The 25,295-nt window shown below is 63.3% G+C and carries 23 protein-coding genes; 10 read left to right on the forward strand and 13 right to left on the reverse strand.

The genetic code is table 11. The annotated features are described in order from the left end of the window. Nucleotides 1-17: 17 nt before the first annotated feature. From P9292_RS29445 to lpxK, 5 genes are all read right to left on the reverse strand, one after another. On the reverse strand, nt 18-776 hold the full coding sequence (locus P9292_RS29445) for a 3-hydroxyacyl-CoA dehydrogenase (RefSeq protein ID WP_309962501.1): 759 nt from the start codon (nt 774-776) through the stop codon (nt 18-20). Nucleotides 777-926: 150 nt separating this feature from the next. Then, nucleotides 927-1,589: an adenylate kinase gene (gene adk / locus P9292_RS29450; RefSeq protein ID WP_244826151.1), complete on the reverse strand. Its 663-nt coding sequence runs from the start codon at nt 1,587-1,589 to the stop codon at nt 927-929. Between the two features lie 285 nt (nt 1,590-1,874). Continuing rightward, nucleotides 1,875-2,666 (reverse strand): 3-deoxy-manno-octulosonate cytidylyltransferase, encoded by a 792-nt coding sequence (kdsB, locus tag P9292_RS29455; RefSeq protein WP_250509449.1) that lies wholly within the window; start codon nt 2,664-2,666, stop codon nt 1,875-1,877. Between the two features lie 9 nt (nt 2,667-2,675). Then, nucleotides 2,676-2,882: a Trm112 family protein gene (locus P9292_RS29460; protein WP_244826149.1), complete on the reverse strand. Its 207-nt coding sequence runs from the start codon at nt 2,880-2,882 to the stop codon at nt 2,676-2,678. Beyond that, a complete protein-coding gene (gene lpxK / locus P9292_RS29465; protein ID WP_250509448.1) occupies nt 2,863-3,879 on the reverse strand; it encodes a tetraacyldisaccharide 4'-kinase in 1,017 nt (338 codons plus the stop codon). The genes P9292_RS29460 and lpxK overlap by 20 nt, the downstream gene beginning before the upstream one ends. Before the next feature lie 472 nt (nt 3,880-4,351). Here lpxK and xseA point away from each other — a divergent pair, with 472 nt between their 5' ends. The 3 genes from xseA to P9292_RS29480 all read left to right on the forward strand — a co-directional run bounded on the left by xseA (nt 4,352) and on the right by P9292_RS29480 (nt 6,856). Next, complete coding sequence (gene xseA / locus P9292_RS29470) at nt 4,352-5,719, forward strand: exodeoxyribonuclease VII large subunit (RefSeq protein WP_309962504.1); 1,368 nt, start codon at nt 4,352-4,354, stop codon at nt 5,717-5,719. A gap of 198 nt (nt 5,720-5,917) precedes the next feature. Continuing rightward, nucleotides 5,918-6,499, forward strand: coding sequence for a superoxide dismutase (locus tag P9292_RS29475; RefSeq protein WP_250465492.1), 582 nt, complete (start codon nt 5,918-5,920; stop codon nt 6,497-6,499). A gap of 204 nt (nt 6,500-6,703) precedes the next feature. Further along, nucleotides 6,704-6,856: a hypothetical protein gene (locus P9292_RS29480; protein ID WP_244826145.1), complete on the forward strand. Its 153-nt coding sequence runs from the start codon at nt 6,704-6,706 to the stop codon at nt 6,854-6,856. A gap of 9 nt (nt 6,857-6,865) precedes the next feature. On the opposite strand, the gene P9292_RS29485 is transcribed toward P9292_RS29480, so the two are convergent. The 3 genes from P9292_RS29485 to P9292_RS29495 form a co-directional block, all read right to left on the reverse strand. Next, on the reverse strand, nt 6,866-8,140 hold the full coding sequence (locus tag P9292_RS29485; protein ID WP_244826144.1) for an EAL domain-containing protein: 1,275 nt from the start codon (nt 8,138-8,140) through the stop codon (nt 6,866-6,868). Nucleotides 8,141-8,421: 281 nt separating this feature from the next. Continuing rightward, nucleotides 8,422-9,855 (reverse strand): multidrug transporter subunit MdtD, encoded by a 1,434-nt coding sequence (gene mdtD, locus P9292_RS29490; protein WP_250509439.1) that lies wholly within the window; start codon nt 9,853-9,855, stop codon nt 8,422-8,424. Between the two features lie 19 nt (nt 9,856-9,874). Further along, nucleotides 9,875-10,621: a GntR family transcriptional regulator gene (locus tag P9292_RS29495; protein WP_244826142.1), complete on the reverse strand. Its 747-nt coding sequence runs from the start codon at nt 10,619-10,621 to the stop codon at nt 9,875-9,877. A gap of 256 nt (nt 10,622-10,877) precedes the next feature. Between P9292_RS29495 and P9292_RS29500 the strand changes: the two genes are divergently transcribed. Both P9292_RS29500 and P9292_RS29505 read left to right on the forward strand, forming a co-directional pair. Continuing rightward, entirely contained in the window at nt 10,878-11,186 is a 309-nt protein-coding gene (locus P9292_RS29500; protein WP_250492673.1) for a type II toxin-antitoxin system RelE/ParE family toxin, read from the forward strand. 3 nt (nt 11,187-11,189) lie between these two features. Continuing rightward, complete coding sequence (locus P9292_RS29505; protein WP_250465486.1) at nt 11,190-11,495, forward strand: addiction module antidote protein; 306 nt, start codon at nt 11,190-11,192, stop codon at nt 11,493-11,495. A gap of 5 nt (nt 11,496-11,500) precedes the next feature. On the opposite strand, the gene P9292_RS29510 is transcribed toward P9292_RS29505, so the two are convergent. Then, nucleotides 11,501-12,715 (reverse strand): MFS transporter, encoded by a 1,215-nt coding sequence (locus P9292_RS29510; protein ID WP_244826137.1) that lies wholly within the window; start codon nt 12,713-12,715, stop codon nt 11,501-11,503. 352 nt (nt 12,716-13,067) lie between these two features. On the opposite strand from P9292_RS29510, the gene xdhA reads away from it, so the two are divergent. Genes xdhA through xdhC form a run of 3 tightly spaced genes read left to right on the forward strand, consistent with a single transcriptional unit; the run spans nt 13,068 to nt 17,473 of the window. Further along, a complete protein-coding gene (xdhA, locus tag P9292_RS29515) occupies nt 13,068-14,591 on the forward strand; it encodes a xanthine dehydrogenase small subunit (RefSeq protein ID WP_250509438.1) in 1,524 nt (507 codons plus the stop codon). 15 nt (nt 14,592-14,606) lie between these two features. Next, nucleotides 14,607-16,970, forward strand: coding sequence for a xanthine dehydrogenase molybdopterin binding subunit (gene xdhB, locus P9292_RS29520; RefSeq protein WP_244826134.1), 2,364 nt, complete (start codon nt 14,607-14,609; stop codon nt 16,968-16,970). Beyond that, nucleotides 16,967-17,473 (forward strand): xanthine dehydrogenase accessory protein XdhC, encoded by a 507-nt coding sequence (gene xdhC / locus P9292_RS29525; RefSeq protein WP_309962506.1) that lies wholly within the window; start codon nt 16,967-16,969, stop codon nt 17,471-17,473. The genes xdhB and xdhC overlap by 4 nt, the downstream gene beginning before the upstream one ends. Before the next feature lie 9 nt (nt 17,474-17,482). Here the strand turns inward: xdhC and P9292_RS29530 are convergent, their stop codons facing one another. The 4 genes from P9292_RS29530 to P9292_RS29545 all read right to left on the reverse strand — a co-directional run bounded on the left by P9292_RS29530 (nt 17,483) and on the right by P9292_RS29545 (nt 21,861). Then, nucleotides 17,483-18,403 carry an AraC family transcriptional regulator gene (locus P9292_RS29530; protein WP_244826132.1) on the reverse strand — a complete coding sequence of 307 codons (921 nt, stop codon included), beginning with the start codon at nt 18,401-18,403 and terminating at the stop codon, nt 17,483-17,485. Nucleotides 18,404-18,460: 57 nt separating this feature from the next. Further along, nucleotides 18,461-19,432 carry a LysR family transcriptional regulator gene (locus tag P9292_RS29535; RefSeq protein WP_309962508.1) on the reverse strand — a complete coding sequence of 324 codons (972 nt, stop codon included), beginning with the start codon at nt 19,430-19,432 and terminating at the stop codon, nt 18,461-18,463. Between the two features lie 197 nt (nt 19,433-19,629). Continuing rightward, the gene (locus P9292_RS29540; protein ID WP_244826128.1) at nt 19,630-20,289 is read right to left on the reverse strand and encodes a 2-hydroxychromene-2-carboxylate isomerase; all 660 of its coding nucleotides are present in this window, start codon (nt 20,287-20,289) and stop codon (nt 19,630-19,632) included. Nucleotides 20,290-20,418: 129 nt separating this feature from the next. Next, on the reverse strand, nt 20,419-21,861 hold the full coding sequence (locus P9292_RS29545) for a TAXI family TRAP transporter solute-binding subunit (protein WP_309962511.1): 1,443 nt from the start codon (nt 21,859-21,861) through the stop codon (nt 20,419-20,421). Nucleotides 21,862-22,536: 675 nt separating this feature from the next. On the opposite strand from P9292_RS29545, the gene P9292_RS29550 reads away from it, so the two are divergent. After that, nucleotides 22,537-22,899 carry a BON domain-containing protein gene (locus tag P9292_RS29550; RefSeq protein WP_244826125.1) on the forward strand — a complete coding sequence of 121 codons (363 nt, stop codon included), beginning with the start codon at nt 22,537-22,539 and terminating at the stop codon, nt 22,897-22,899. A gap of 258 nt (nt 22,900-23,157) precedes the next feature. Further along, complete coding sequence (locus P9292_RS29555; protein WP_309962514.1) at nt 23,158-25,281, forward strand: D-(-)-3-hydroxybutyrate oligomer hydrolase; 2,124 nt, start codon at nt 23,158-23,160, stop codon at nt 25,279-25,281. Nucleotides 25,282-25,295: the final 14 nt, after the last annotated feature.

A 25,295-nucleotide genomic window follows, 5' to 3' on the forward strand; every position in this document is an offset into this window, starting at 1 on the left:
ATCCGCCGTTTTTTTGCTTACTTCGGCTGCATGCGAATTGCGCCGTCGAGACGGATGACTTCGCCGTTGAGCATCGGGTTATCGAAAATCTGTTTGACGAGCAGCGCGTATTCGTTCGGCTTGCCAAGACGCGGCGGGAACGGAACCATGGCGCCGAGCGCGTCCTGTACGTCTTGCGGCATGCCGAGCAGCATCGGCGTTTCGAAGAGACCAGGCGCGATGGTCATCACGCGGATACCGTTTCTCGACAAATCGCGCGCGATGGGCAACGTCATGCCGGCCACGCCGCTCTTGGACGCGGCATAGGCCGCCTGACCCATTTGCCCGTCGAACGCCGCGACCGACGCCGTATTCACGATCACCCCGCGTTCGCCCGTTTCGTTGGGCGCGTTCTTCGACATGACCTCGGCCGCGAGCCGGACCATGTTGAACGTGCCGATGAGATTAACCGCGATGACCTTGCTGAACAGATCGAGCGGATGCGGCCCGTCGCGGCCCACCGTCTTCGATGCCGGCGCGATGCCCGCGCAGTTCACCAGTCCACGCAGAGTGCCGCGTTGCGTGGCGGCTTCGATGGCGCGCTGGCCGTCGCTCTCCTGACTGACATCGCATTTGACGAACTCGCCGGATAGCTCCTTCGCGAGCGCGGCGCCCGCCGCTTCGTTCATGTCCGCGATGACGACCGTTCCGCCTAACCCGGCGACGAGCCGCGCGGTGGCCTCACCCAGGCCGGACGCGCCGCCGGTGATCAGAAAAACGTTGCCTTGTATCTCCATGTCTCTTCTCCTTGATATGAGGAAGTGCTGCATTCGCGGCCCTCGTGAGGCCGCTCGATTTTATGGCTCGCCGTTTTAGCTTGGCGAGAAAGTTTGAAGGCGTAAAAAAACCCGCTCGGCGAAGAGCGGGTTTTCCGTGACGCGGGCAAGTTACTTCAAAGCATCGAACACGCGCGTGCGAATTTCATCGACCGCGCCGAGCCCGGAAATCTTGCGATACTCCGGCGCCTTCAGCCCGTTCGTTTCACCGCGCTTCGCCCAGTCGTTGTAGTACGCGATGAGCGGCTTGGTCTGCGCTTCATACACGTCGAGCCGCTTCTTCACGGTTTCTTCCTTGTCGTCGTCGCGCTGGATCAGCGGCTCGCCGGTGACGTCGTCCGTCATGTCGTTCTTCGGCGGATTGAACTTGACGTGATACGTGCGGCCCGACGCCGCGTGGACGCGACGCCCGCTCATACGCGTGATGATCTCGTCGAACGGCACGTCGATTTCCAGCACGTAGTCGATTACGACAGCCGCGTTCTTCATGGCTTCCGCTTGCGGAATGGTGCGCGGGAAACCGTCGAACAGATAGCCGTTCTTGCAGTCGTCCGCGAGCAGCCGCTCCTTTACGAGATTGATGATGAGCGTGTCCGGCACGAGCTCGCCCGCGTCCATATAGCCCTTGGCCTCGACGCCGAGCGGCGAGCCCGCCTTCACGGCCGCGCGCAACATGTCGCCGGTCGAGATCTGCGGAATGCCGAACTTTTCCTTGATGAAGTTTGCCTGGGTGCCCTTGCCCGCGCCGGGTGCGCCCAACAGGATCAAACGCATGGTGATATCTCCGAATCGTCTAGAAACCGCGCGGCGAGTCTGAATCTGCATCCGGTGGCCAGGCTCGCGCGGCGTCGACGACAGAGCGCGCAGCCGATTCGAAAGTCGGCGCGGCACCCGCGGACAGCGGCGCAACGTTGAGCGTGGCGCTGACCGGAAGGCTCGCGCAATCGCTTGATTATGCCACGGCTCATTACGAACGCGGCCGTAATAACGGCGATAGAAATCGCTGTGATTCCCGCCGCGCAAGCGTTTGGCGGGGGTATACACGGGTTGTGCGAGCTTTCAGCCGGCGCTGGAAAAGAGCGCCTGGACGCGCGCGAGATCGGCGGGTGTATCGACGCCCGGTGCAGGTGTTTCATGCGTGACGCGCACCGCGATGCGCTCGCCATGCCACAACGCGCGCAGTTGTTCGAGCGCCTCGGCGGCTTCGATGGGCGCTTGCGCGAGGTTTGGAAACTCGCGCAGAAACTTCGCGCGATACGCATACAGGCCAATATGCCGCAGCACGTTTTCGGGCACCGCGGGCAGCGCCGAAAGCGCGGCGACGTCCGGCCAATGCGATTGCCACGCGTCGCGCGTCCAGGGAATGGGCGCACGCGAGAAGTAGAGCGCGACGCTCTTCGCATCGAGCACGACTTTCACGACATTCGGATTGAACACGTCGGCGGCATCGTGAATGGGATGCGCGGCCGTGGCGATTGCGCATTCGGGATGCGCCGCGAGATGCGCGGCGACATCGCGCACGAGTTGCGGGTCGATGAGCGGCTCGTCGCCCTGAACGTTCACGACGATGGCGTCGTCGGGCCAGTTCAGACGCGTCGCCACTTCGGCGAGACGGTCGGTGCCGGTGGGGTGATCCGAGCGCGTGAGCATCACTTCGATGCCGTGATCGCGTGAAGCCTCGACCACGCGGTCGGAGTCGGTTGCGACGATCACCTGGCTCGCGCCGGACTCGCGCGCGCGTTCGGCGACGCGCACGACCATCGGCTTGCCGCCGATATCGGCGAGTGGTTTGTTCGGCAGCCGCGTGGAAGCAAGACGCGCCGGAACGACGGCGATGAACGGCACGGACATGATCGGACCTTACGCGCCGCCAACCGGCTTCAACGGCTCGACCGGCGTGCCTTCCACCGTTTGACGCGCTTCGTCGACGAGCATCACGGGAATGCCGTCGCGAATGGGATAAGCAAGTTTGTCCGCGCTGCAGACGAGTTCCTGCGCCGCGCGGTCATAGGTGAGCGGACCCTTGCAGATCGGGCAGACGAGGATTTCAAGCAGACGTGCGTCCACGGAGTTTCTCCACAACTAGAGCGATGAGGCGAGGCCTGAGCACGGCTTGCACGGGAACGACCCAGATGCGCGCATCACGCCAGGCCCCAAATTTTACTGCATCCTTCTCGGTGATCAGGATGGCGTCGGCTTTCACGTCCTCGAAAGGATTCTCGCGATACGAATAGTGATCGGGGAACGCGCGCGTGCCTGGCGTGATGCCGGCGGCGCGCAAGGTCGCGAAGAAACGCTCGGGCGAACCGATGCCCGCGGCGGCGACCACTTTCTCGCCTGCGAACTGCGCGAGCGGACGGCGCACCGATGGATCGTCGAGCAGCCAGGCATCGCCCGATTCGAGTTCGAGCGCAAAGGTGTTGGGCCACGGCGGCAAGGTGCGGTCGTAGGGGCTGTTGATGAGCGTCGCGTCGCGATGGCGCGACATCGGTTCGCGCAACGGGCCGGCGGGCAGCAGGAAGCCGTTGCCGCCGAGGCGGTCGTCGAATACGACGAGCTCGAACACACGCGCGAGCCGATAGTGCTGCAGGCCGTCGTCGGACACGATGACATCGACTTCGGGATGCGCCTCGACCAGCGCACGCGCCGCCGCCACGCGATCCGGGCATACGAAGACCGGCGCGTGAGTGCGGCGCGCGATCAGCAGCGGCTCGTCGCCGACTTGCGCGGCGGCCGAGGTCGGCGCGACGCTCGTCGGCTTCGCGATCTTCGCGCCGTATCCGCGCGAAACGACGCCCGGCTGATGCCCTGCCGCGCGCAGAGCCTCGACGAGCGCGATGACTGTCGGCGTCTTGCCCGTGCCACCGACCGTCACGTTGCCGACGACGACCACCGGCACGCCGACATCGACGCGCTTGATCCAGCCGAGTTCGAAGAACGCTCGGCGCGCCGCGGCAATCGCGCCGAAGATGCAGGCGAAGGGCGTGAGCGCCCACGCAACGGGACCGCGCTTGCGCCATTCGCGTGCGAAAAAGTTTTCGATGGGCGGTTTGAAGTCAGACATGGTCCGCCTTCGCGACGATGGCGTTTGAGCCGGTCAACGGGTGAAGCTTGGCGCGCAACGGCAACTCCTTCTATACGGTCAGCGTTGAACGGAATGCATGGCCGGCGATGTTTGCTACGCAGGGTCAGGCCGGTGCTCGAACCCCGGACTCTATCGCGCGGACGGCCTCGACGCCAGCCGGTTAGCCAAACGGCCGAGGGCACGCGCCTGTGGATAACTCTGTGAAAAACTCGCGGCCGAAGAGCAGCGATTCCGCGTCAGGAAAGAGTTGCTTCGGATAATGCAGACATAAGACGAATATAAGCGAGTTAAATCAACGAGTTGCAACGTACTCAAAGGCTCGCCGGGTGCTTGCGATCAGCAAGCGGTAAGTCTTTCTGTGTGGACACTTGCTACACTGGCGTACCTTATCCGGCGGATTTTGTCCATCAGTCAGATGGTTCTTCCGGCCCGATCTCTCGCTTTCTCGCCCATGACTCCCGATTCTTTGATGCCGCAAGGCAGCGATGCCGTCATCCCCGTTTCCGTGCTCAATCGTGCGATCAACACGATGCTCGAACGGTCGTTTCCGCTCGTGTGGGTATCGGGCGAAGTCTCGAACTTCACGCGCGCCGCGAGCGGACACTGGTACTTCTCGATCAAGGATGCGGGCGCGCAGATGCGCTGCGTGATGTTTCGCGGCCGCGCGCAATACGCCGAATTCACGCCGCGCGAAGGCGACAAGATCGAGGTGCGCGCGCTCGTCACCATGTACGAGCCGCGCGGCGAACTGCAACTCAACGTGGAAGCGGTGCGGCGCACGGGGCAGGGGCGGCTTTTCGAGGCATTTCTGCGGCTGAAGGCGCAGCTCGAAAGCGAAGGCTTGTTCGCGGCGGAACGCAAGCGCGCGCTGCCGACGCATCCGCGTGGCATAGGCATCGTGACGTCGCTGCAGGCGGCGGCGTTGCGCGACGTGTTGACGACACTCGCGCGCCGCGCGCCACATGTGCCGGTCGTCGTTTATCCCGCGCCGGTGCAAGGAACGGGCGTCGGCGCGAAGCTCGCGGCCATGGTCGAAGCGGCGAGCGCGCGGCGCGAAGTCGATGTGCTGATCGTGTGCCGGGGCGGCGGGTCCATCGAAGATTTATGGGCGTTCAACGAGGAAGTGCTCGCGCGCGCGATCGCGGCGAGCAGCGTGCCGGTGGTGAGCGGCGTCGGCCATGAGACCGACTTCACGATCGCCGATTTCGCCGCCGACATGCGCGCGCCGACGCCGACCGCCGCTGCCGAACTCGTCAGTCCGCAGCGCGTGGTGTTGCTGCAGGAATTGGATCAGCGTCACGCGGCGCTCGCACGAAGTTTTGGCCGGACGATGGAGCGTCGCGCCCAAGAACTCGACTGGCTCGCGCGCCGCCTCGTGAGTCCCGCCGAGCGTCTGGCAAGGCAACACGTGCATCTGCGGCAACTGGCGAGCCGGCTCGCCGCGGCGGGCGCCCGCCCGGTTCGCGATGCACGCGCGCATTTCGCGCTGGTGCAGTATCGATGGCAACGCAGAAGGCCGGATGTCGCGACGCAGATCGAGCATCTCGGCCGTTTGGCCGAGCGCATGCAGCGTGCGCGCGAGCGTCGTCATGAGCGTGCGAACGCGCGTGTGTCCGAGCTTGCGGCGCGCTTGCAGGTGCTGAGTCCGCAGCGCACGTTCGAGCGCGGTTACGCCGCCCTGATCGATACCCAAACCGGCCGTGCGCTGCGCGCGCCGAACGCACTCAAACCGAAGCGTCCGATGACCGTGCATCTCGCGGAAGGCTCTGCCGATGTCCTTCTCGCCGATGTCCAGCCGCGTTTGTCCGACGAATTCTGATGGCCTCGACACCGGCCTTTTGACGAAGCCGCCAAGTGCCGCAGGAGCACTTTTGACGCTGCATTCAAGCTTTGGAAAGCAATCTTGCTCATAAAGGCAGGCGGTTTGCGGGGTTATCCCAAGTCGCCTACAATCCATTGCTCCAGCGCTTCACTCCCCACAGTCCCTACAAATCACATAGAAAAGGAAGCTGCAATCATGGAACATACCCTCCCGCCGTTGCCGTTCGACAAGAACGCGCTTGCTCCGCACATGTCGGAAGAAACGCTCGAGTATCACTATGGCAAGCATCACCAGACCTATGTGACGAACCTCAACAAGCTGATTCCGGGCACCGAATTCGAGAACCTTCCGCTCGAAGAGATCGTGAAGAAGTCGTCGGGCGGCGTGTTCAACAACTCGGCGCAAGTCTGGAATCACACGTTCTTCTGGAACAGCCTGTCGCCGAACGGCGGCGGCGCACCGACGGGCGCGCTGGCTGATGCGATCAACGCCAAGTACGGCTCGTTCGACAAGTTCAAGGAAGAGTTCGCCAAGGTCGCGACCGGCACGTTCGGTTCGGGCTGGACGTGGCTCGTGAAGAAGACGGACGGCTCGCTCGATATCGTCTCCACCAGCAACGCCGCCACGCCGCTCACGACGGATGCCAAGCCGCTCGTGACCATCGACGTGTGGGAACATGCTTATTACATCGATTACCGCAACGCGCGTCCGAAGTTCATCGAAGCGTATTGGAACATCGTGAATTGGGACTTCGCTTCGAAGAATTTCGGGGCTTAAGGCTTAAGGCTTACGGTTTGCGCCAATCCCGCATCGTCGTTCGCGATGTCGGATCGAACGAAAAGCCCTCTACGGAGGGCTTTTTGCATGGCGAGGAACGTTCGCGCGTCGGCGGTTTCTGCGTCTTGCCGCCGGGAAATCTAGAATGTCGCTTTGATCGGCCGTGCCGCATCGCTTGGGTCGGCCCTCACGCGTGATATCACGATGAAACGCTTTCTCGCCCTCTGTCTCGCCGCATGGTCCGCTGCGGCGCTTTTATATTTCGGACGCCATTCCACCGCGTTGATCGTGCTGTCCGGCGTGCTCGCGCTTGCAGGGTTCGATATCGTCAAGCCCGACGCCGAGCGCCGGTCGTAATCCCGCGATTCAGCGCCGCCGCGGCACCGCTTCCCAGTTGATATCGACGCATAGCACCTGCAAGCCATACGGCGTCTGCGCGGCGATGGATGCCGTCACGCAAAGATGCGCCTCGTTGATGGACAGATACGGCGCGGTCAACTGCACGCGTCCTGGCGCGCGCAACGCCTCGATGAAATACGGCCGACGCTCCCAGCTCGCGCCTTCCGAATGCAGCAGCGGACTGAAACGCTTCGCGCGCTGCGATGTACGCACGACCGGCACGACGTTATCGCCGATCTGCCGGCCTTCCTGATCGAGCAGAAAACAGCGCGCCGTATCGACCAGTTGCAGCAGCTCGCTCGTCGCGGCGGCCAGCGTTTCGCCTTCCATGAGCTTGACTGCCGCGCGTTCGAGGCCGCTCACGTAGGGTTCGAGACGCGCGGCTTGCGCCCGGTCGCGCGCGCCCACGCGTTCGCGCGACGCAGCCGACAACGCATCCATCACGCCCGCGGCGACTTGCGGATGCACGGCATCGACGCTCGGCTGCGCGAAGTACGCGCCCTGCACGAAATCGACATTGCATTCGAGCGCGATCAGCGCGTCGCGCTCGGTCGCGAGGCCGCCCATCAACACGAGTTGCCCGGATTCATGCAGCAGCGATACGAGCCGGGGCAACACACGCTCGATATGCGAATGCTCGGTCGCCTGCTGGAGAATGCAGCGGTCGAGCGTCACGATGTCAGGCCGCAACTGCCACACGCGATCGATATTCGAATGCTTCACGCCGAAGCCATCCAGCGCGATCAGAAACCCCGACTTGCGCATGGAGTCGATGATTTCGGTGAAGCGCGTCGTCTCGCCGCCCGCCTGTTCGGGCACTTCCAGCACCACGCGTTGCGGCGGCAAGCCGATGTCCTTCAACGCGGCGAGGAGCGCGTCGCCGTAGCTCGTGTCCATCAGCGCGGCGGGGTGGAGGCTCAGAAAGAGCCATTCGTCGTGGCTGTCGAACGCGTTGAAGTTGCCCAGATGAAGGGACTCGGCCAATCGTCCCAGTTCCAGAAGATCGCCGCGCCGTGCCGCCTGGGTGAACACTTCGTGTGACGGTACATGACGATGTGTCTCGTCCCGTGCACGCAAGGACGCGTGATAGCCGATCGCACGCCGATGCGACACCGAGAACACCGGCTGAAACACGCTGAACACGGTGTACTCGCCGTACAGCACGGTGCGACGCGAGCCGTCATCGCCCGCGACGGGACGCGGAGACTGGAAGCGGGGTGGATCGATGTCAACCATGCTCATGGTGTCGAGGGCCGGGCAATTTACTTAATGAGACAGTTTACAAGATCGGGCACATCACGTTCGAGCAAAAAGCGTGCGAATTCAATGTGCAAGCGGGGGAGCGCGATTAATCGGCGCGCTTTTGTGTGTACATTGGCTCGGCGCACGGCCGGACGGTAATGCACGATGCGGCGGCATGCCGCTTGAAGGTTGTGTAGCGGTGCTGTCCGCACTCTGTCGGTGCGAAACGCACAATCGGATGGCGCGGCGGAAATTTTCGGCCGAGCCGACGAAACCCCGCTTTAGTTCGCCTCAGAAGGATCTGTCTTTCGCTTCGTCGAGCGCACTTCCGGCGCAAGCTGTCCGAAAATCCACGCCGTTGCCGCCGTGATGATGCCCACGCAAAGGAAGGTTGCGTGGAACGCGGGCAGCGAATTGGTTTCCGTCACGCGCGTGAGGATGCCGGTGAAGGTGGCGAGGATCGCGCCGGCGATGGTCACGCCAAGGCTCATCGACAGCATCTGCACGAGCGAAAACAGACTATTGCCGCTGCTCGCGCCGCCGGTGCCGAGGTCTTTCAGCGTGAGCGTGTTCATGGCGGTGAACTGCATCGAGTTGACGCCGCCGAAGATCGCCAGTTGCACGAGACGCAGCCAAAGCGGCTGATGTTCGCTCGTGAGTCCGAAGCTCGCCATCATCAGCCCGACGAGCACGGTGTTCACGACCAGCACGCGCCGATAACCATGCTTTTCGATCAGCCGCGTCACGAGCCGCTTGCACAGCATGCCGGCCGCGGCGACCGGCAGCATCATCATGCCCGCCTGAAACGGCGTGTAGCCGAGGCTCACCTGCAAGAGCAGCGGGATCAGATAAGGCATCGCGCCGCTGCCGATGCGCGCGAAGAGATTGCCGAGCAGGCCGACGCTGAACGTGTGGATCTTGAATAGATCGAGCGAGAAGATGGGTTGCGCGGCGCGCGTTGCATGCAAACCATAGGCGACGAAGCATCCGAGGCTCAACACCAGCAACACGATGACGATGGCATGCGGCAGACCGAGATCGGCCAGGCCATCGAGCGAGATCGTCAGCGCGACCATGCCGACTGCGAGCAGCAGATAGCCGGCAAGATCGAAGGGCGCGGTGGCGGGATTGCGGCTATCGGGCAAAAACATCTTGGTCGCGATGCAGCCCACCACACCCACCGGCACGTTGATGAGGAAAATCCAGTGCCACGACGCGATCTGCACGAGCCAGCCGCCGAGCGTTGGCCCGATGAGTGGCCCGATAAGCCCTGGAATGGCGACGAACGCGAGCGCCGACAAGTAGCGTTCGGCGGGAAACACGCGCAACACGGCCAGACGTCCGACTGGCAACAGCATCGCGCCGCCGATGCCTTGCACGACGCGGAACGCGACCAGCGCCGTCAGCGACTGCGCGTTGGCGCACAAGAGCGAGCCGATGGTGAACACGAGAATCGCGCTGAAGAACACGCGCTTCGTGCCGAGCTTGTCGGCGAGCCAGCCGGACACGGGGATCATCATCGCCATCGTGAGCGAATAGCCGATCACGACGCCTTGCATGCGCAGCGGCGCTTCGCCGAGACTTTTCGCCATCGCGGGCAAGGCCGTGTTGACGATGGTCGAGTCGAGCGTCTGCATGAAGAAGCCCGTGGCGACGAGCCACAGCATGACGGTGAGTGAGCGTTCCGAAGGCGGCGTGGCGGCGATGTCGGTCATGGGCGCGTCGGCGCGTGAGTCACTTGCGCAACTCGGCGACGAAGTCGTAGTAGTCGTTGCGGCAGTAGGTATCGGTGAGTTCGATCGCGCGTTGATCGGCGGTATAGCCTACGCGCGTGATGAGCAAAAGCGCGTCGTGCGGCGCGATGCCCATTTGCTGCGCGATCTCCGCGCTCGCGTTCACCGCGCGAAAGTGCTGCAACGCGCGCACGATCGAGAGGCCGCGCGTGTCGAGATAACTGTAGAGCGAGTCGCCGATGACCAACGGATCGGGAATGAGCGAGGCGGGAAACGTGGAGTTTTCGACCGCCATGACGATGTCGTCGGCGAGACGCAGGCGCTTCAGGCGCGTGACGGCGGCGGCGGGCGAGAGGCCGAGTTGAATGACTTCGTCGCGATTGGCGGGCTCGATCTTGCGCGAGAGCCATTGCGAGCTCGGCGTAAAACCTCGGCGGCGTAGCATCTCCGAGAAGCTCGACAGACGCGAGAGCGGGTCTTCGTAGCGCGGCGTGATGAAGCTGCCCGCGCCTTGTTCACGGCGAATCAGCCCTTGTTCGACGAGCAACGCGATGGCTTTCCTCGATGTGATCCGCGAGACACCCAGCGCTTCGGACAGCACACGCTCGGAGGGCAGGGCTTCGCCTGCGTTCCAGCGATTGTCGTGGATGGCGTTGGCGAGCTTGCGTGCGAGTTGCAGATAGAGCGGAGTGTCGCTGTCCGGGTCCGGGCGCAGGTCACGCCAGCGGTCTTCCGAGGTCTGGTTCATAAAGCGGACGCTTGTGGGCCGAGCGGTGATTTTAAGGCAAAGGTGTGCGGATCGTTCGGGGGTTTTTGATGAGCGGCGCGATGGCTCGGCGGCTGGCCTCTAGCGGCGATCGATTCGAGACTTACTCCCTGACGCGGGTGGCGACTTTTACGGTGTCCCTGCGAAAAATAGACAGAGGCAAATCCTTGCCGTGAACTTCTTATTAGATAGACTGACCTGTCAACTGTGGTTGACGGTTTGTGAACCATGGATTACGATGACTTCCAGGCTTAACATTCGGACCACGGAGCTTTTTGACGACTGGTTCGTTGCATTGAAGGACCGCATCGCAAAACGCCGAATTCAAGCTCGTATCGACCGACTCGCGTCGGGCAATCCAGGCGACACTAACTCGGCCGGCTCACCGGTGATTGAAATGCGGATCGATCATGGACCAGGCTATCGTGTTTATTACGTTAATCGTGGAGACGTGTTGGTGATCCTGCTATGTGGGGGCGATAAGTCGACTCAAGACAGAGACATCAAGTCCGCACACGCCATGCTGCCTCACCTTGACATGGAGTAATCAATGACCCCAACCAAGATCAAAACTCGTCCCTGGGACTCGGTCGAGCACCTTAAGACCGAGGAGGACCTTGCTGAGTATTTCGATGCATGTCTTCAAGAAGGCGGCGACGATTCCGCGTTTATCGCACACGCGCTTGGCGTGATTGCGCGAGCGCGCGGCATGGCGCAGGTGGCGCGCGATACAGGCATCAGCCGCGAAGGGCTTTACAAAGCGCTCTCGGAAGACGGCAACCCCAGCTTCGCAACCATCCTCAAAGTAGTCAAAGCCCTCGGCCTGCAATTGCATGGCTCGAAAGCCGGCGCCTGATCAACTCACGCCGTTGCGGGCCCACCTAGACCGCGCCCGCCACGCATATAAAGCGCCACCGACAAGCCCACCGCCAACGCCGCAGCCAGCGCGGCAAACAAGAACACCGACCCGTATCCAAACTCGCCAGCGACATAACCCGCCAACGGCCCGGTCAATCCCAGCGACAAGTCCAGAAACACCGAGTAGGCCGACAACGCCGCGCCGCGCGAAGCCGGCGGCACGAGTCCCACCGCCTCGACGCCCAGCGCCGGAAACACGAGCGCGAAGCCGAAGCCGGTCAACGCAGCGCCTGCCAGCGCGAATGTCGGCTCGGCTGCGAGCCATAGCATCAGCAAGCCCGCGCATTCGAAACAGAACGAGACAATCGCCACGCGGAAGCCGCCATACACCTTGATCGTGTTGGCGAACAAAAGCCTCGCGCCGACGAACGTCGTGCCGAACACCGTGAGCGACAGCGCCGCGTGCGGCCAGTTGTGCGCGGCATAGAAGAGGGTTATGAAAGTCGCAATGGAACCGAAGCCCGCCGAACCCAGCGCAAGCCCGATCCCGTGCGGCAGCACGCGGAAGAACACGCTGCGGTACGACATGCGCTCGCCATGCACCACCGGCACGCTTTCCATGCGCTTCGCGAGCCAGTAACCGAGGCCGCCCAGCGCGATCACGATGAGCGCAAGCGCGGAAAAGCCCAGCGAATTGTCGATCGCCACGCCGAGCGGCGCGCCGATAGCCAGCGCGCCGTATGTCGCAATACCGTTCCACGAAATCACTTTTGCGTTGTGCGAGACGCCCACGCGGCCGATTCCCCACGTGATCGATCCCGTGCCGACGAGACTTTCGCCGACTCCGAGCACGAGCCGCGCGATCACCAGCAGCACGAGACTCACCGCATGCCACTGCGTCGCGAGCGCGGAGGTCAGGAGCATTGCGCCGCTGATCGCGCAGGCCACGAGACCGTAGAGCACGGTTTGCTTGGGGCCGGCGGTATCGGCTGAACGACCGGCGAGCGGCCGCGACAATAGGGTGGCGAAGTACTGAACGCTGATCGCGGCGCCCGCCATCACCGAGCCGTAGCCGAGATCCGTATGCACGAAGCCGGGCAAGACCGCCAGCGGGATGCCGATGGTCAGATAGCAAAGGAACGTGTACACGACGACCGACACGATTCGAAGCGTGACGGCGAAGTCGCCTTGCGGCGCGGTGGCGGGTTGGGTGGACATAGAAAGGCGCGGGTTACTACGGGGTTGATTTCGACGCTAAAGCGTGATTGTCACATAGCTTGCGACCCGATGTCGCGCCAGTTTTGTAACCACGTGGTCCAAATTGCCTGTCCGAACGGTCGGGCGGCATGTCGGGAAGCCGCGCTGCTTAAGGGTTTCACGACTTATCGCGATGGGAGTATGTCGTACATGCAATGTCGCCTATGGGTTCCGGATTTTGGCGGTGATAGCTTTCGAATCATCGAAGCGCTAGGAGTAATCCGAGAAAGCGCCGGAACCATCCGAAGCCACCGGCTGCGCACTCCGCGCAACCAGCAAAAAGAATCATCGAAGCCCCGCGAGACAGAATTTCATGACCCAGCCGATCCGCTTTTACCATCGCAATGCGATCCGCGAAGTAAGCGGCGCGTCGACCACGCGCACCGTCCTGCAATACCTGCGCGAAGACGCGCGCTGCACCGGCACCAAGGAAGGTTGCGCCGAAGGGGATTGCGGCGCGTGCACGGTCGTCATCGGTGAGCCGGACGGCGCGGGCGGCGTCGCGTTCAAGGCGGTCAACGCGTGCGTGCAGTTTCTGCCGACGCTCGACGGCCGCGCGCTCTTCACTGTCGAAGACCTGCGCCAGCCGGATGGTTCGCTGCATCCGGTGCAGCAGGCGCTCGTCGATTGTCACGGTTCGCAGTGCGGGTTCTGCACGCCCGGCTTTGCCATGTCGATGTTCGCGCTCTACGAAAAGCATGGTCATGCAACGCAAGGCTGTGCGCAGGCTTGCGACAAAACGCGGCCGTCGCGCCAGGAGATCAGCAACGCGCTGACCGGCAATCTGTGCCGCTGCACGGGGTATCGGCCGATCATCGAGGCTGCCGAGCAGATGTTCGATCACGCGCCGCTCGCGCCGTTGAACGTCGAGGCGCTGGCGCGTTCGCTCGACGGCATCGCGCGTGACGACACTTTCCACTACGAGCACGCGGGCCGCCAGTTCGACGCCCCGCGCACCGTCGACGCGCTCGCGCAACTCAGAGCCGAAAAGCCAACGGCGCGCATTCTCGCGGGCAGCACGGACGTCGGCTTGTGGGTGACGAAGCAGTTGCGCGATCTCGGCGACATCGTCTATGTCGGACAGATCGAGGCGCTCAAGCATGTCGAGACGACCGAGGAGTGGATCGAGATCGGCGCGGGTGTGTCGGTCGAGCGCGCGTATGCCGAACTCGTGAAGACATATCCCGAACTCGAAGAGACGCGTCAGCGCTTCGCCTCGCTGCCGATCCGCAATGCGGGCACGCTCGGCGGCAACGTCGCCAACGGCTCGCCCATCGGCGATTCGATGCCCGGTCTCATCGCGTTGAACGCACGCGTCGTGTTGATGAGCGTCGATGGCCCGCGCGAGATGCCGCTCGAAGATCTCTACATTGCATATCAAAAGAAGGACATGGCGGAGAACGAGTTCGTCGCCGCCATCCGCGTGCCGACGCGCGGCGGCCAGCGCGCGAAGCTGCAATTTCGCGCCTATAAGCTCTCGAAGCGCTTCGATTCGGACATTTCCGCCGTGTACGCCGCGTTCTCGTTTATCGCGGATGGCGACACGATCCGCGAGCCGCGTCTCGTCTTCGGCGGCATGGCCGCGACGCCCAAGCGCGCCACGCACGCCGAAAGCGTGCTCGCCGACGCGCACTGGCACGAAGCCACCGCGCAGGCCGCGATGCTAGCGCTCGGCAAGGACTACGCGCCGCTCACCGACATGCGCGCGAGCAGCGACTATCGGCTGGATACCGCGAAGAGCGTGCTGTATCGATTCTGGCTGGAGACGCGCCCGCACAATCCGATGCCCAAGTCGAAGCTGGATGTGCGTGCAATCGAACTCGTCGAAGTGAAGTAAGGAGCCGATAAGAACATGAACCAACAAGCCGAAGCCTTTCTCGCCGAAGCCCAGTCGCTCGCCAACGAAGCCGACGATTTCAAGCAGGTCCACGTTTCGCGTCCGCACGAGTCGGCGCATCTGCATGTGAGCGGGCGCGCGAGCTATACGGACGACATCCCCGTCGTCGCGGGCACGCTGCACGCCGCGCTCGGCATGAGTCCGAAGGCGCACGCGAAGATCGTGTCGATGAACTTCGACGCCGTGCGCGCCACGCCCGGCGTCGTCGCCGTCTTCACCGCCGAGGACATCCCGGGCGTGAACGACTGCGGCCCGATCATCCACGACGATCCGGTGCTCGCGCCGGGTATCGTGCAATACGTCGGGCAGCCGATGTTCATCGTCGTCGCGACGTCGCACGATACGGCGCGGCTCGCGGCGCGTCGCGCGAACATCGAGTACGAGGAATTGCCGGCCGTGCTGACCGCCGAAGACGCGCGCAAAGCCGAATCCTACGTGCTGAATCCGCTCAAGCTCTCGCGCGGCGATGCAGCGAGCCGTCTGCAAAAGGCCGCGCATCACGAACGCGGCGCGATGAAGCTCGGCGGTCAGGAACAGTTCTATCTCGAAGGACAGATCGCGTATGCCGTGCCGAAGGACGACGACGGCATGCACGTGTACTGCTCGACGCAGCATCCGACCGAAATGCAGCATCTGGTGGCGCACGTGCTCGGCGTGCATTCGCACAACGTGCTGGTCGAATGCCGGCGCATGGGCGGCGGCTTCGGCGGCAAGGAATCGCAGTCGGGCATTTTCGCGTGCTGCGCCTCGCTTGCCGCGTGGAAGCTCTTGTGCCCGGTGAAGCTGCGTCCGGACCGCGACGACGACATGATGATCACCGGCAAGCGCCATGACTTCCAGTACGACTTCGAAGTCGGCTACGACGATCGCGGCGTGATCGACGGCGTCGCGCTCGACATGACATCGCGTTGCGGTTTCTCGGCGGACCTTTCCGGCCCGGTGATGACGCGCGCGGTCTGCCACTTCGACAATGCGTACTGGCTCGCGGATGTGAAGATCGAAGGCTATTGCGGCAAGACCAACACGCAGTCGAACACCGCGTTTCGCGGCTTCGGCGGGCCGCAGGGCGCGTTCGCCATCGAGTACATCATGGACAACATCGCACGGTCGGTCGGTCGTGATTCGCTGGATGTGCGCTTCGACAATCTGTACGGCAAAACGGAAAACAACAAGACGCCTTACGGACAAACCGTGGAAGACAACGTGCTGCAGGAGTTGATTGGTGAACTGGCCGAGTCGAGCGAGTATCGGCGTCGCCGCGAAGCCGTGCGCGAGTTCAATGCGAACAACGAGATCCTGAAGAAAGGGCTGGCGCTGACGCCGGTGAAGTTCGGCATCGCGTTCAACGTGACGCACTTCAATCAGGCCGGCGCGCTGGTTCATATCTATACCGATGGCTCGATGCTCGTGAACCACGGCGGCACCGAGATGGGCCAAGGTTTGAACACGAAAGTCGCGCAGGTGGTCGCGCATGAACTCGGCGTGGATTTCGGCCGCGTGCGCGTGACGGCGACCGACACGAGCAAGGTGGCGAATACATCGGCGACGGCGGCTTCCACCGGCACCGATCTGAACGGCAAGGCCGCGCAGGACGCCGCGCGTCAACTGCGCGAGCGGCTCGCGAAATTCGCGGCGGAGAAGTTCGGCGGCGGCAAGGTGGAAGCGTCGCAAGTGCGCTTTGCGAACGACCGCGTGATCGTCGGGGAAGACGTCATTCCGTTCGGCGAGATCGTGCAGAAGGCCTACCTCGCGCGCGTGCAGTTGTGGTCCGACGGCTTTTACGCCACGCCCAAGCTCTACTGGGATCAGGCGACCATGCAGGGCCGTCCGTTCTTCTACTACTCGTATGGCGCGGCGGTCGCGGAAGTGGTGATCGACACGCTCACGGGCGAAATGCGCGTGCTGCGCGCGGATGCCTTGCACGACGTGGGCGCATCGCTGAATCCGGCGCTCGATATTGGCCAGGTCGAAGGCGCGTTCGTGCAGGGCATGGGCTGGCTCACGACCGAGGAACTCTGGTGGAATCAGAACGGCAAGCTGATGACGCACGCGCCGTCCACCTACAAGATTCCGACGATCAACGACATGCCGCCTGATTTTCGCGTGTCGCTCTTCAAGAACCGCAACGCGGAAGACAGCATCCATCGCTCGAAGGCGGTGGGCGAGCCGCCGTTGCTGCTGCCGTTTTCGGTGTTCTTCGCGATTCGCGACGCCGTATCCGCCGTGGGCGATCACAAGGTGAATCCGCCGCTGAACGCGCCCGCGACCGCCGAAGAAATTCTTAAGGCAGTGAACGCGGTGAGGAGCGCACGGACATGATGCATATCGTTCTGTTCGGCGCGGGTCACGTCGGCCACGCGCTCGTGAAAGTGCTCGGCACGCTGCCGTGCGTCGTCCAATGGGTCGACGCGCGCGACGAACTTTTCCCCGACGAAGTTCCCGCGAACGTACAGGTCGAAGCCACGGATCTGCCCGACGCCATCGTCGATGAAGCGCCGGCGGGCGCGTATTTCATCGTGATGACGCACGATCACTCGCTCGACTTTTCGTTGACGCAGCGGATCATGCGCCGCGAGGACTTTGCGTACTTCGGTCTCATCGGCTCGAAGACCAAGCGCGTGAAGTTCGAGCGGCGCCTGATGGAGCGCGGGCTTTTGGCGGAGCGTCTGCCGGAAATCACGTGTCCGATCGGCGTCGAGGGAATCGTCGATAAAGCGCCGGGTTCGATCGCGCTGGCGGTGGCGGCGCAGTTGCTGCGCGTGAGGGAAATGACGGCGCGGCTCGGTTTGTCGGCGCTCAAGGCGGCGCGGTTGGCCGCCTGAAACGCGGATTCAGCTCAGGCCGTTCGTCTGCCGGAAACGACCCGGCGCCACGCCGTACAACTCCTTGAATCGCTTCGAGAAAGCCGCCTCGGACTGATAGCCCACGTCCGCGGCGACATCCGCGACGCTTTTCCTCGTGTGCATGAGCATGGTGCTCGCAAGCTGCATGCGAACGTGGCTCAGCAACGCGAGCGGCGAACTGTCCGAATGCGCCGAGAACGCGCGCATGAAGGTGGCGCGCGACATCGCCGCTTCCTTCGCCAGCATTTCGAGCGTCCACGGATCGGCAGGCCGTTCGAGCATGGCGATCACCGCCGCGCCCAGACGCCGGTTCGCCAACAAGCCCAGCACGCCCGCGAGTGACGGCTGCTCGGTGAGCCATGCACGCAGCACCATCGTGAAAAGCGCGGTGGAGAGCGCCGTGACGATCGACGGCGCACCGGGCTGCGCTTCCTCCGCCTCGCGCCGCATGGCCGCGACGAGCGGCCCGAGATAGGGCGCCGATGCATTCGTGAACGACACGTGCACGAAGTCGGGCAACACGTCGATGAGAAGGGCGCGCGGCGCATACAGAAAGCGTCCGCACAACAAATCCAGCGCCGCTTCCCGACCGTCCACATTGGTCCGCACCGTGATGGCGCCGTTATCGCGCGAAGTCATGGCGCCGATTTTCTCGCTGGCATCGACGGGACCGACGCTCACCACGTGTGCATCGGCGCGCGGCAGCATGAAGATATCGCCCGCGTTCAACGCGACGCTCGCATGCCCCTTGCGCTCTACCGTGCACGCGCCTTCCAGCACGACGTGATAGAGCGCCTCGCCGGGCGCACCCGGCGCGTGGTCGAGTTCGAGCGGCCCGGCAAGCAGGCAGCGGAGATCGAGCGCACCGGAAAGGCGCGCAAGCTGAATGAGTCGATCGAGGGCGTCCATGCGCGAAAGAATAGTTCTTGTTTCGCCGATGGTAGCGGAGATGCGCCCGCGCCGTCACTACTTGGCGGCGAGGCTCAGCAGTTCGTCGATGCTTGCATTTTTCTTGCGCCCGGTAAGCGTCTCGGAGACGCTCGCGATCATTTCGCGCAGCCATGCGACGTCTGTCGGCTGATCGGGTTGCGGCAGCGAGAGCTGATAGCACTTGATGCGCGGAAACGGCACCGGCGAATCGAGCACCGCAAGCGGCAGCATGGACGCGTAATGCTGCGCGAAACGGCGCGGTGCGGTAAAGATCAGATCGGATTGCAGCAGCACTTGCGGCACGAGTCCGAAGTACGGAATGGTCGCGACGATGCGCCGCTTCACGCCCGCGCGCGCCAGGCCGATATCGATCGGATGCCGCTTCGCTCCGCTATAAGGCGTCGGCGCGAGATGCGCGGCGAGTGCGTAGCGCTCGACTGTGAGCGGCTCGCGCGCGAGCGGATGGTTCGCGCGCATCAGGCAGACGAATACGTCGGCGAAAAGGTCCTGCTTTTCGAAGCGCGGCTCGGGCTTGGTCCAGTTGGCCATCATCACGTCGATCTCGCCTTCGTCGAGCGCGCGTTCGTGATCGCGCATCGGATTGAGCGATTCGATTTCGAGCCGCGCGTTGGGCGCTGCATCGCGGAAGGCGGCGACGAGCGTCGGCATGAAGAAATCGTTCAGATAATCCGGCGCGGCAAGGCGAAAAGTGCGACGCGAACTCGCGGGATCGAATTCGCCGTGCGGTGTCGCGACGAATTCGACTTCGCGCAAAGCGCGCTGCGCCGGCGCAAGCAGCGATTCGCCGTACTCGGTCGGCACCATGCCCTGCTTCCCGCGCACGAGAATAGGGTCGTTGAGGATCTCGCGGAGCCGCCGCAGCGCGGTGCTGATGGCCGGCTGCGTCTGGTTCAGCCGCTGCGCGGTCTGCGTCACGCTGCGCTCCAGAAGCAGCGTGCGCAAGACGCGGATGAGCCAGATATCGAGTGAGTCGGCGGGATCGTTCATGGGCGAAGCTGCGGTTTGAAGACGGACACGGCGGCTGATCGCAACGAACGCGGAATGCCGAAGCGTGCGTTTGCGCGCCCCGATGCATCACCGTTCACAAAGTAGTCACGCAGCTTAACCCGAGGTTAAACGCTTTCCGCTTTTTAACGCCATAGCGCATGCGCTATGCGTGGCATCAGCCGCCGAGCCGCGAAGCGTCAGCTGAAGTCCGCGTCTCGCGGCGCGACCGGCAGCGCGCTGATGCGTTTCACTTCGGCGCCATCGAGCCAGTTCGGCGAGCGCGCGACATAAAGCACCATCGGCAAGGTGTCTTCGCCCCAGAAGAGCTGGTCGTTGACGACGAACGTCGGCACGCCAAAGACGCCCATCGCGACGGCGCGGTCGGTGTTCTCGCGCAGCTTCGCCTTGATGTCTTCGTCTTCGACGCGCGTTTCCGCTTCGGGCATGCCGACCCGCTCGCACAAGCCGCGAAAGCCTTCTGGCGTCGACGGATCGCGTCCTTCGCGCCAGATATAGCGGAAGATTTCGCGCACGCAGACGAGATCGCCCTTTGCGATTACCGCGAGCCGCAGCGCCTTGAGCGGATCGAACGGATGCGCGGGCGGCATTTTGAACGGAATGCCAAGCTGCTCGGCGCGAAAGAGCGCATGCCGATACGTAAACACGCGTTTCGACGGAATGGTCGCCGCGTGCGGCTGTCCCCAGCGGTCGAGCAGCTTCAACAACTGCACCGGCACGAACTCGAACGGCATGTCGGGCCACTTTTCGTGTTGCTCCAGCAGCAGATACGAGAACGGCGATATGAAATCGAAGAAAAAGTACGGCTGGCCAGGGCCGTTGGCATGCGCTGCGCTCATCTAGATTTCTCCCTTGATCCTGCCGCGCCCGGCTTTTCGGGCTTATTCGTTGTCCGACCGCGTCGCGCAGGCTGGTACGTGGACCCGCGCCTTTATTCCGCTCGCATCTTTCGATCCTACCTGGCGATATTACGTGCTGCTCGGCTCGCTGTCTGCCTGCGCCGGTTCACGGCGCGGTTCCGTTTCGGCGACGGGCGCATGCGCGAGCCGTTCGCGCACGAAGCCGATATGTTCGCGCAGCACGTAGAACTGATCGGCGAAGGCAAGCGGCATTTTCATGCGATTGACCGCCGATTCGATCGCGTCTATCCGGTCGATCAGGGCGTCGCGCTGCGCGGTGTCCGGGCCGCTGATCGCTTCCCGTTCGATTGCAATGAGCGCGCCATACCACTTGTAGATACGCGATTTCACGCGCCAGCGATAAAGCCCCGGCACCAGCCGCAAGCCCGGAATGAGCACGACGATCAACGGCACCAGCACGACTAGCACGCGATCCGCGAGACTCGCCATCCAGAACGGCAGCGTCCGGTAGATAAAGCTCTTGCCCGACTTGTAATAGCGCTCGGCGTTGTCGCTGATGCGAAATTCGTGGACGAGCGGCGCGGGAAATTCGTTTGCGCGCTGCAGCAGGTTGGCGCGGCTGTGCACTTCGCGCGCCGCTTCGATCAAAAGATCCGAGAGCGCGGGATGCAGACTGTCGCGCGCCACCAGTTCGGCCGTCGGCGCGATGGTGTGGACGGCGCGCGGCGGCAGATTGCGGGCGAAATCGAATGCACCCATCGGCAGTTCGATTTCGGTGAGATAGGGGAAGCGGCGCGCATAGGCATCGGCTTGAGTAAAGTCCATGAAACGGATGCCGGATGTGCGCAGGAGCTTGGCCATCGTCGGCGGTTGCGCGGAATCGCCCGTCAGGAACACGGCGTCGATCGTGCCGTCTTCGAGCGCGGCCGCGGCCTTGTCGCCGGCGAGCGGCAACAGTTCGGTATCGCCGCCCGGCTCGATGCCATTCGCCTTCAGAAGCGTGAGCGCAAGCGCGCGCGTGCCGCTGCCTTCCGCGCCGATGGCGAGCCGCTTGCCATTCAGTTCGGACAAGCGCGTGACAGTCGCGCCACGATAAAACACGGCGAGCGGCACATACGACACGCTGCCGAGCGATTCCAGGTTCGCGTGCTGATCGCTCGCCGCGTCCGGCGTCATGCCGCCTTGCACGAAACCGACATCCACGTCGGATTTCGGATCTTCGAGACGCGTGAGGTTGTCGAGCGAGCCTTGCGTTTCCAGCACGTTGAGCGTGACGCGGTTGCGCGCGAGGATTGCCTTGTACTTCTGCGCGCTGTTCCAGAACGAGCTGCCCTTGGGGCCTGCCGCTATCGTCAGCGTGCTTGGCGGCGCCGGCTGGATCAGCCGCACAGCAAGATAGAGCGCCGCGATACTGACGAGCAGAATCGGACCGAAGGTCAGCGCGAGATCGCGCCAGGAGATCGCGACGAAGCGCGCGACGATCCTCTGCGGCTTGCGTCCCGTGGCTTTGTGAGCGGGGTCTTCGGGTTGGTGTCCTGGAGGTTGAATCATCGCGGCGGCAAACTTGAATAAGCATGGAAGTTTCGAGGTTTCCGCGAGCTTACCTGAAGCCATCCGCATTCAAGATGCCGTTGAGTTGCGCCATGCCACGCGTGCGAGTCGTTAGCTCGGCGGCCGTGCAAACCACGAGTGTGACACGCGTGTGTGCACGCCGCAGCACTCGTGCCGCCGATGTTGCGCCACGCCGCATCCAGTTCCTTGCAACGTTAAATGTTTTGCGCTTAAGGCCGCGCTGGGCTAAATTGACGTTCGCCGCCAGTTGGCGGGAACCATGCGCGTCGTAGCCCGCTCATGCGCCGGACAGTTTCCCGGCATGTGGGTAAATTGGGCGAACGCCATGCTCTTCGGAGTGTCGCGCGACGGTTTCCTGTTCCGCATCCGCCATACGGCAGGCCACATATTCGAGCCGACGGGCACTTGCCCCAAGTAACCGGCCGTAGTCAGTTTGTTAATTTCGCCAGTCTCTCGCAGCACCGCATTGCAGCAGCAGGCCGCATCGAGCGTCTTGTCATCGAGCCATCCTCGGTGGAAGGCGCATTCGAGGCTGCGGCGTGTCCTTCGGGGCCGCCGCCGGGCTGTTGCACGAAAGCGGTTCGGTTTGTTTGATGTGCCAACGAGTGAAGTAGTAACTGTGCGAAGTCAATAAGCGAAACAAAAGGAGAAATCATGAAAGCTGTCGATCTGTTGAAGGCGCTGGGCGTGGTGGTGTGCGTGGCCGTGGCGTCGAGCGCTTATGCTCAAGCGAGCGATGCGGACGCCACGTCGGCCGCGCCGACCAAGGCTCAGAAATCGGCGACCAAGAAGACCGACCGCAAGCTCGGCTACGACGTGCGCCGTGCGTTGTCGAAGGCGCAAGGCTTCGACGTGTCCAACGTATTCGTACGCGCGCGCTCCGGCGCTGTCGTGCTCTCGGGCACCGTGCCGGAGGGCGGCCAGATCGCCCAGGCAGAAGAAGTGGCCAAGGGCGTTCCGGGCGTGAAGTCGGTTTCCAACAAGATTTCGCTCGGCGTTCAGAACGGCGGAGGCTAAGCAGGCCGTTTGCGCCGTTTTTGGCGGCGCGGTTTAGCGCTGTCATCGGCGGCGCTTCATGCGGGTCACTCGACGGGCTCCGGCATCACGCCGGGGCCCGTTGTCGTTCTGACATCCTCTGACTTCTCTTTGCTCTAAGGGAAGTTCAGCAATTACGCGATGGCTGTTTGCGCGTAATACTTGTTGTCGGCAAGGCCGTGCGTGCGGCACGGTGCAGAAGTCGATCAACAACAAGCGACCGGATGGCGGAGACACACAATGAAAAGATTCGCACGAGTCCACGGGTTGTCACGCGCGGCGACGCTCGCCGTGCTGGCGGCATTTGCGGCGACCACGCTCGTCGCGTGTCACGGCGGCGATGACGACGGCCCGCAGTTCCCGTCCAACACCTTGCCGAGTTTCGTCTCGGGAACGGTGAAGACGCAGACTTACGACGGCAATACCGACGACCTGCTGACCGCCGGACTCGGCAAGACAGGACTTGCGTCGGCGACGCCGCCTTCAATTGCCAATGCGGCCGCGCCGACAGCGGCGGAACTGCGGCGCCTGGCTATCTATTCGAACTATCGTGCGCTCGTCGATATGTCGGCGAACGGCGGCTACGGGCGCTTCTGGGGCCCGAATGTCGATCTGAACGGCGGCGACACGCTCGGCGAAGGCAAGATCGCGGGCAAGGAGTATCTGGCCTTCTCGGACGACGGTTCGGGCACGAAGAACGTCAGCCTGCTCGTGCAGATTCCGACGAGTTTCAATCCGGACCAGCCTTGCATCGTGACGGCGACATCGTCGGGATCGCGCGGCATATATGGCGCGATTTCGGCAGCGGGCGAGTGGGGCTTGAAGCGCGGCTGCGCGGTTGCGTACACGGACAAAGGCAGCGGCAACGGCGCGCACGAGTTGTCGACCAATCTCGTCACGCTGATCGACGGCACGCTTTCCAATGCGACCTTCGCGGGCAATTCGGCAATCTTCAAGGCGAACCTGAGCCAATCGGCGCTTTCGGCTTACAACTCGGCGTATCCGAATCGCTACGCTTTCAAACACGCGCACTCGCAGCAGAATCCCGAAAGGGACTGGGGCAAGAATACGTTACAGGCGATTCAGTTCGCGTACTGGGCGCTCAACGATACCTATGGCGTGGTCAACGGCTCGACGCATTCCGCGCGCTACTCGAAGGGCAGCATTACGACGATCGCGGCTTCGGTGAGCAATGGCGGCGGCGCGGCGCTTGCAGCCGCCGAACAGGACACCGATGGCTGGATAAGCGCGGTCGTCGTCGGCGAACCGCAGATCAACATGAATCTGCCGGCGCAGGTTGCGGTGCGCGAAGGCGGCCAGGCCGTCGGTTCGTTCGGGCGTCCGCTTGCCGATTACATGACCTACGCGAACCTGCTTCAGCCGTGCGCGGCGCTAGCGACGGCGGCGGTCGGCGCGCCGTATCTGACGGCACTGCCGCTCGCGACCACCGTGGCGATTCGCACCGCACGCTGCACCACGCTCGCGGCGAGCGGCGCGATTGCCGGCGGCGATACGCTCTCGCAAGCCAACGACGCGCTCGCGAAGCTGCATCAGGCGGGCTACGAAGCCGACTCCGACACGCTACATGCGCCGATGTGGGACTCGCAGGCCGTGCCGGCCGTCGCCGTGACTTACGCCGATGCCTACATGCTGGCGAGCGTCGCTGACAACCTGTGCAACTTCAGCTTCGGCACGACCAACGCGCTGACCGGCGCGGCGGGCGTGAACCCGCTCGTTTCGCCGATGCCCACGGTCTTCGGCAACGGCAATGGCGTGCCGCCGACCAACGGCATCAACCTCGTCTATAACGCGGGGACGTCGGGCGCGGCGGATCATCGGCTTGCGACGCCCGATGCGAGCTTCGCGGGCGCGGCCTGCCTGCGCGCGCTCTGGGCGAACGGCAATCCGACGATGACGGCGAGCGTGAACGCGATTCGCGTCAACGCGAATCTGCGTGGCAAGCCGGCGATCATCGTGCAGGGAAGGTCGGATGCGCTCGTGCCGATCAACCATGCCTCGCGGCCGTATCTCGGCGCGAACAAGGTGGTGGAAGGCAACAATAGCCAGCTCTCACTGTACGAAATCACGAACGGTCAGCACTTCGATGCGTTCCTGAGCGTGGCTGGCTTCGATACGCGCTTCGTGCCCGTGCACTACTACAACCTTCAGGCGCTCAATTTGATGTGGGCTCACCTGAAGAACAACGCGCCGTTGCCGCCGTCGCAAGTCGTGCATACGGTGGCGCGCGGCGGCACGCCGGGCGCGGCGCCTCAATTGACGGTGGCGAATCTCCCGGCGATCGCGGCGAGCCCCGGCGCGAATGCGATTTCGGTGAATGGCGGCGTGGTGAATGTGCCGAATTGAGGGGTGATGGGAGT

It is taken from the genome of Caballeronia sp. LZ001 (assembly GCF_031450875.1).
In the GTDB taxonomy this organism is placed as follows: domain Bacteria; phylum Pseudomonadota; class Gammaproteobacteria; order Burkholderiales; family Burkholderiaceae; genus Caballeronia.

Bases quoted from the DNA above. Each gene is read 5' to 3' on its own strand.
- P9292_RS29445 (WP_309962501.1), bottom strand. From the start codon at position 776: ATGGAGATACAAGGCAACGTTTTTCTGATCACCGGCGGCGCGTCCGGC.
- adk (WP_244826151.1), bottom strand. From the start codon at position 1,589: ATGCGTTTGATCCTGTTGGGCGCACCCGGCGCGGGCAAGGGCACCCAG.
- kdsB (WP_250509449.1), bottom strand. From the start codon at position 2,666: ATGTCCGTGCCGTTCATCGCCGTCGTTCCGGCGCGTCTTGCTTCCACG.
- lpxK (WP_250509448.1), bottom strand. From the start codon at position 3,879: ATGTCTGACTTCAAACCGCCCATCGAAAACTTTTTCGCACGCGAATGG.
- xseA (WP_309962504.1), top strand. From the start codon at position 4,352: ATGACTCCCGATTCTTTGATGCCGCAAGGCAGCGATGCCGTCATCCCC.
- P9292_RS29475 (WP_250465492.1), top strand. From the start codon at position 5,918: ATGGAACATACCCTCCCGCCGTTGCCGTTCGACAAGAACGCGCTTGCT.
- P9292_RS29480 (WP_244826145.1), top strand. From the start codon at position 6,704: ATGAAACGCTTTCTCGCCCTCTGTCTCGCCGCATGGTCCGCTGCGGCG.
- P9292_RS29485 (WP_244826144.1), bottom strand. From the start codon at position 8,140: ATGAGCATGGTTGACATCGATCCACCCCGCTTCCAGTCTCCGCGTCCC.
- mdtD (WP_250509439.1), bottom strand. From the start codon at position 9,855: ATGACCGACATCGCCGCCACGCCGCCTTCGGAACGCTCACTCACCGTC.
- P9292_RS29495 (WP_244826142.1), bottom strand. From the start codon at position 10,621: ATGAACCAGACCTCGGAAGACCGCTGGCGTGACCTGCGCCCGGACCCG.
- P9292_RS29500 (WP_250492673.1), top strand. From the start codon at position 10,878: ATGACTTCCAGGCTTAACATTCGGACCACGGAGCTTTTTGACGACTGG.
- P9292_RS29505 (WP_250465486.1), top strand. From the start codon at position 11,190: ATGACCCCAACCAAGATCAAAACTCGTCCCTGGGACTCGGTCGAGCAC.
- P9292_RS29510 (WP_244826137.1), bottom strand. From the start codon at position 12,715: ATGTCCACCCAACCCGCCACCGCGCCGCAAGGCGACTTCGCCGTCACG.
- xdhA (WP_250509438.1), top strand. From the start codon at position 13,068: ATGACCCAGCCGATCCGCTTTTACCATCGCAATGCGATCCGCGAAGTA.
- xdhB (WP_244826134.1), top strand. From the start codon at position 14,607: ATGAACCAACAAGCCGAAGCCTTTCTCGCCGAAGCCCAGTCGCTCGCC.
- xdhC (WP_309962506.1), top strand. From the start codon at position 16,967: ATGATGCATATCGTTCTGTTCGGCGCGGGTCACGTCGGCCACGCGCTC.
- P9292_RS29530 (WP_244826132.1), bottom strand. From the start codon at position 18,403: ATGGACGCCCTCGATCGACTCATTCAGCTTGCGCGCCTTTCCGGTGCG.
- P9292_RS29535 (WP_309962508.1), bottom strand. From the start codon at position 19,432: ATGAACGATCCCGCCGACTCACTCGATATCTGGCTCATCCGCGTCTTG.
- P9292_RS29540 (WP_244826128.1), bottom strand. From the start codon at position 20,289: ATGAGCGCAGCGCATGCCAACGGCCCTGGCCAGCCGTACTTTTTCTTC.
- P9292_RS29545 (WP_309962511.1), bottom strand. From the start codon at position 21,861: ATGATTCAACCTCCAGGACACCAACCCGAAGACCCCGCTCACAAAGCC.
- P9292_RS29550 (WP_244826125.1), top strand. From the start codon at position 22,537: ATGAAAGCTGTCGATCTGTTGAAGGCGCTGGGCGTGGTGGTGTGCGTG.
- P9292_RS29555 (WP_309962514.1), top strand. From the start codon at position 23,158: ATGAAAAGATTCGCACGAGTCCACGGGTTGTCACGCGCGGCGACGCTC.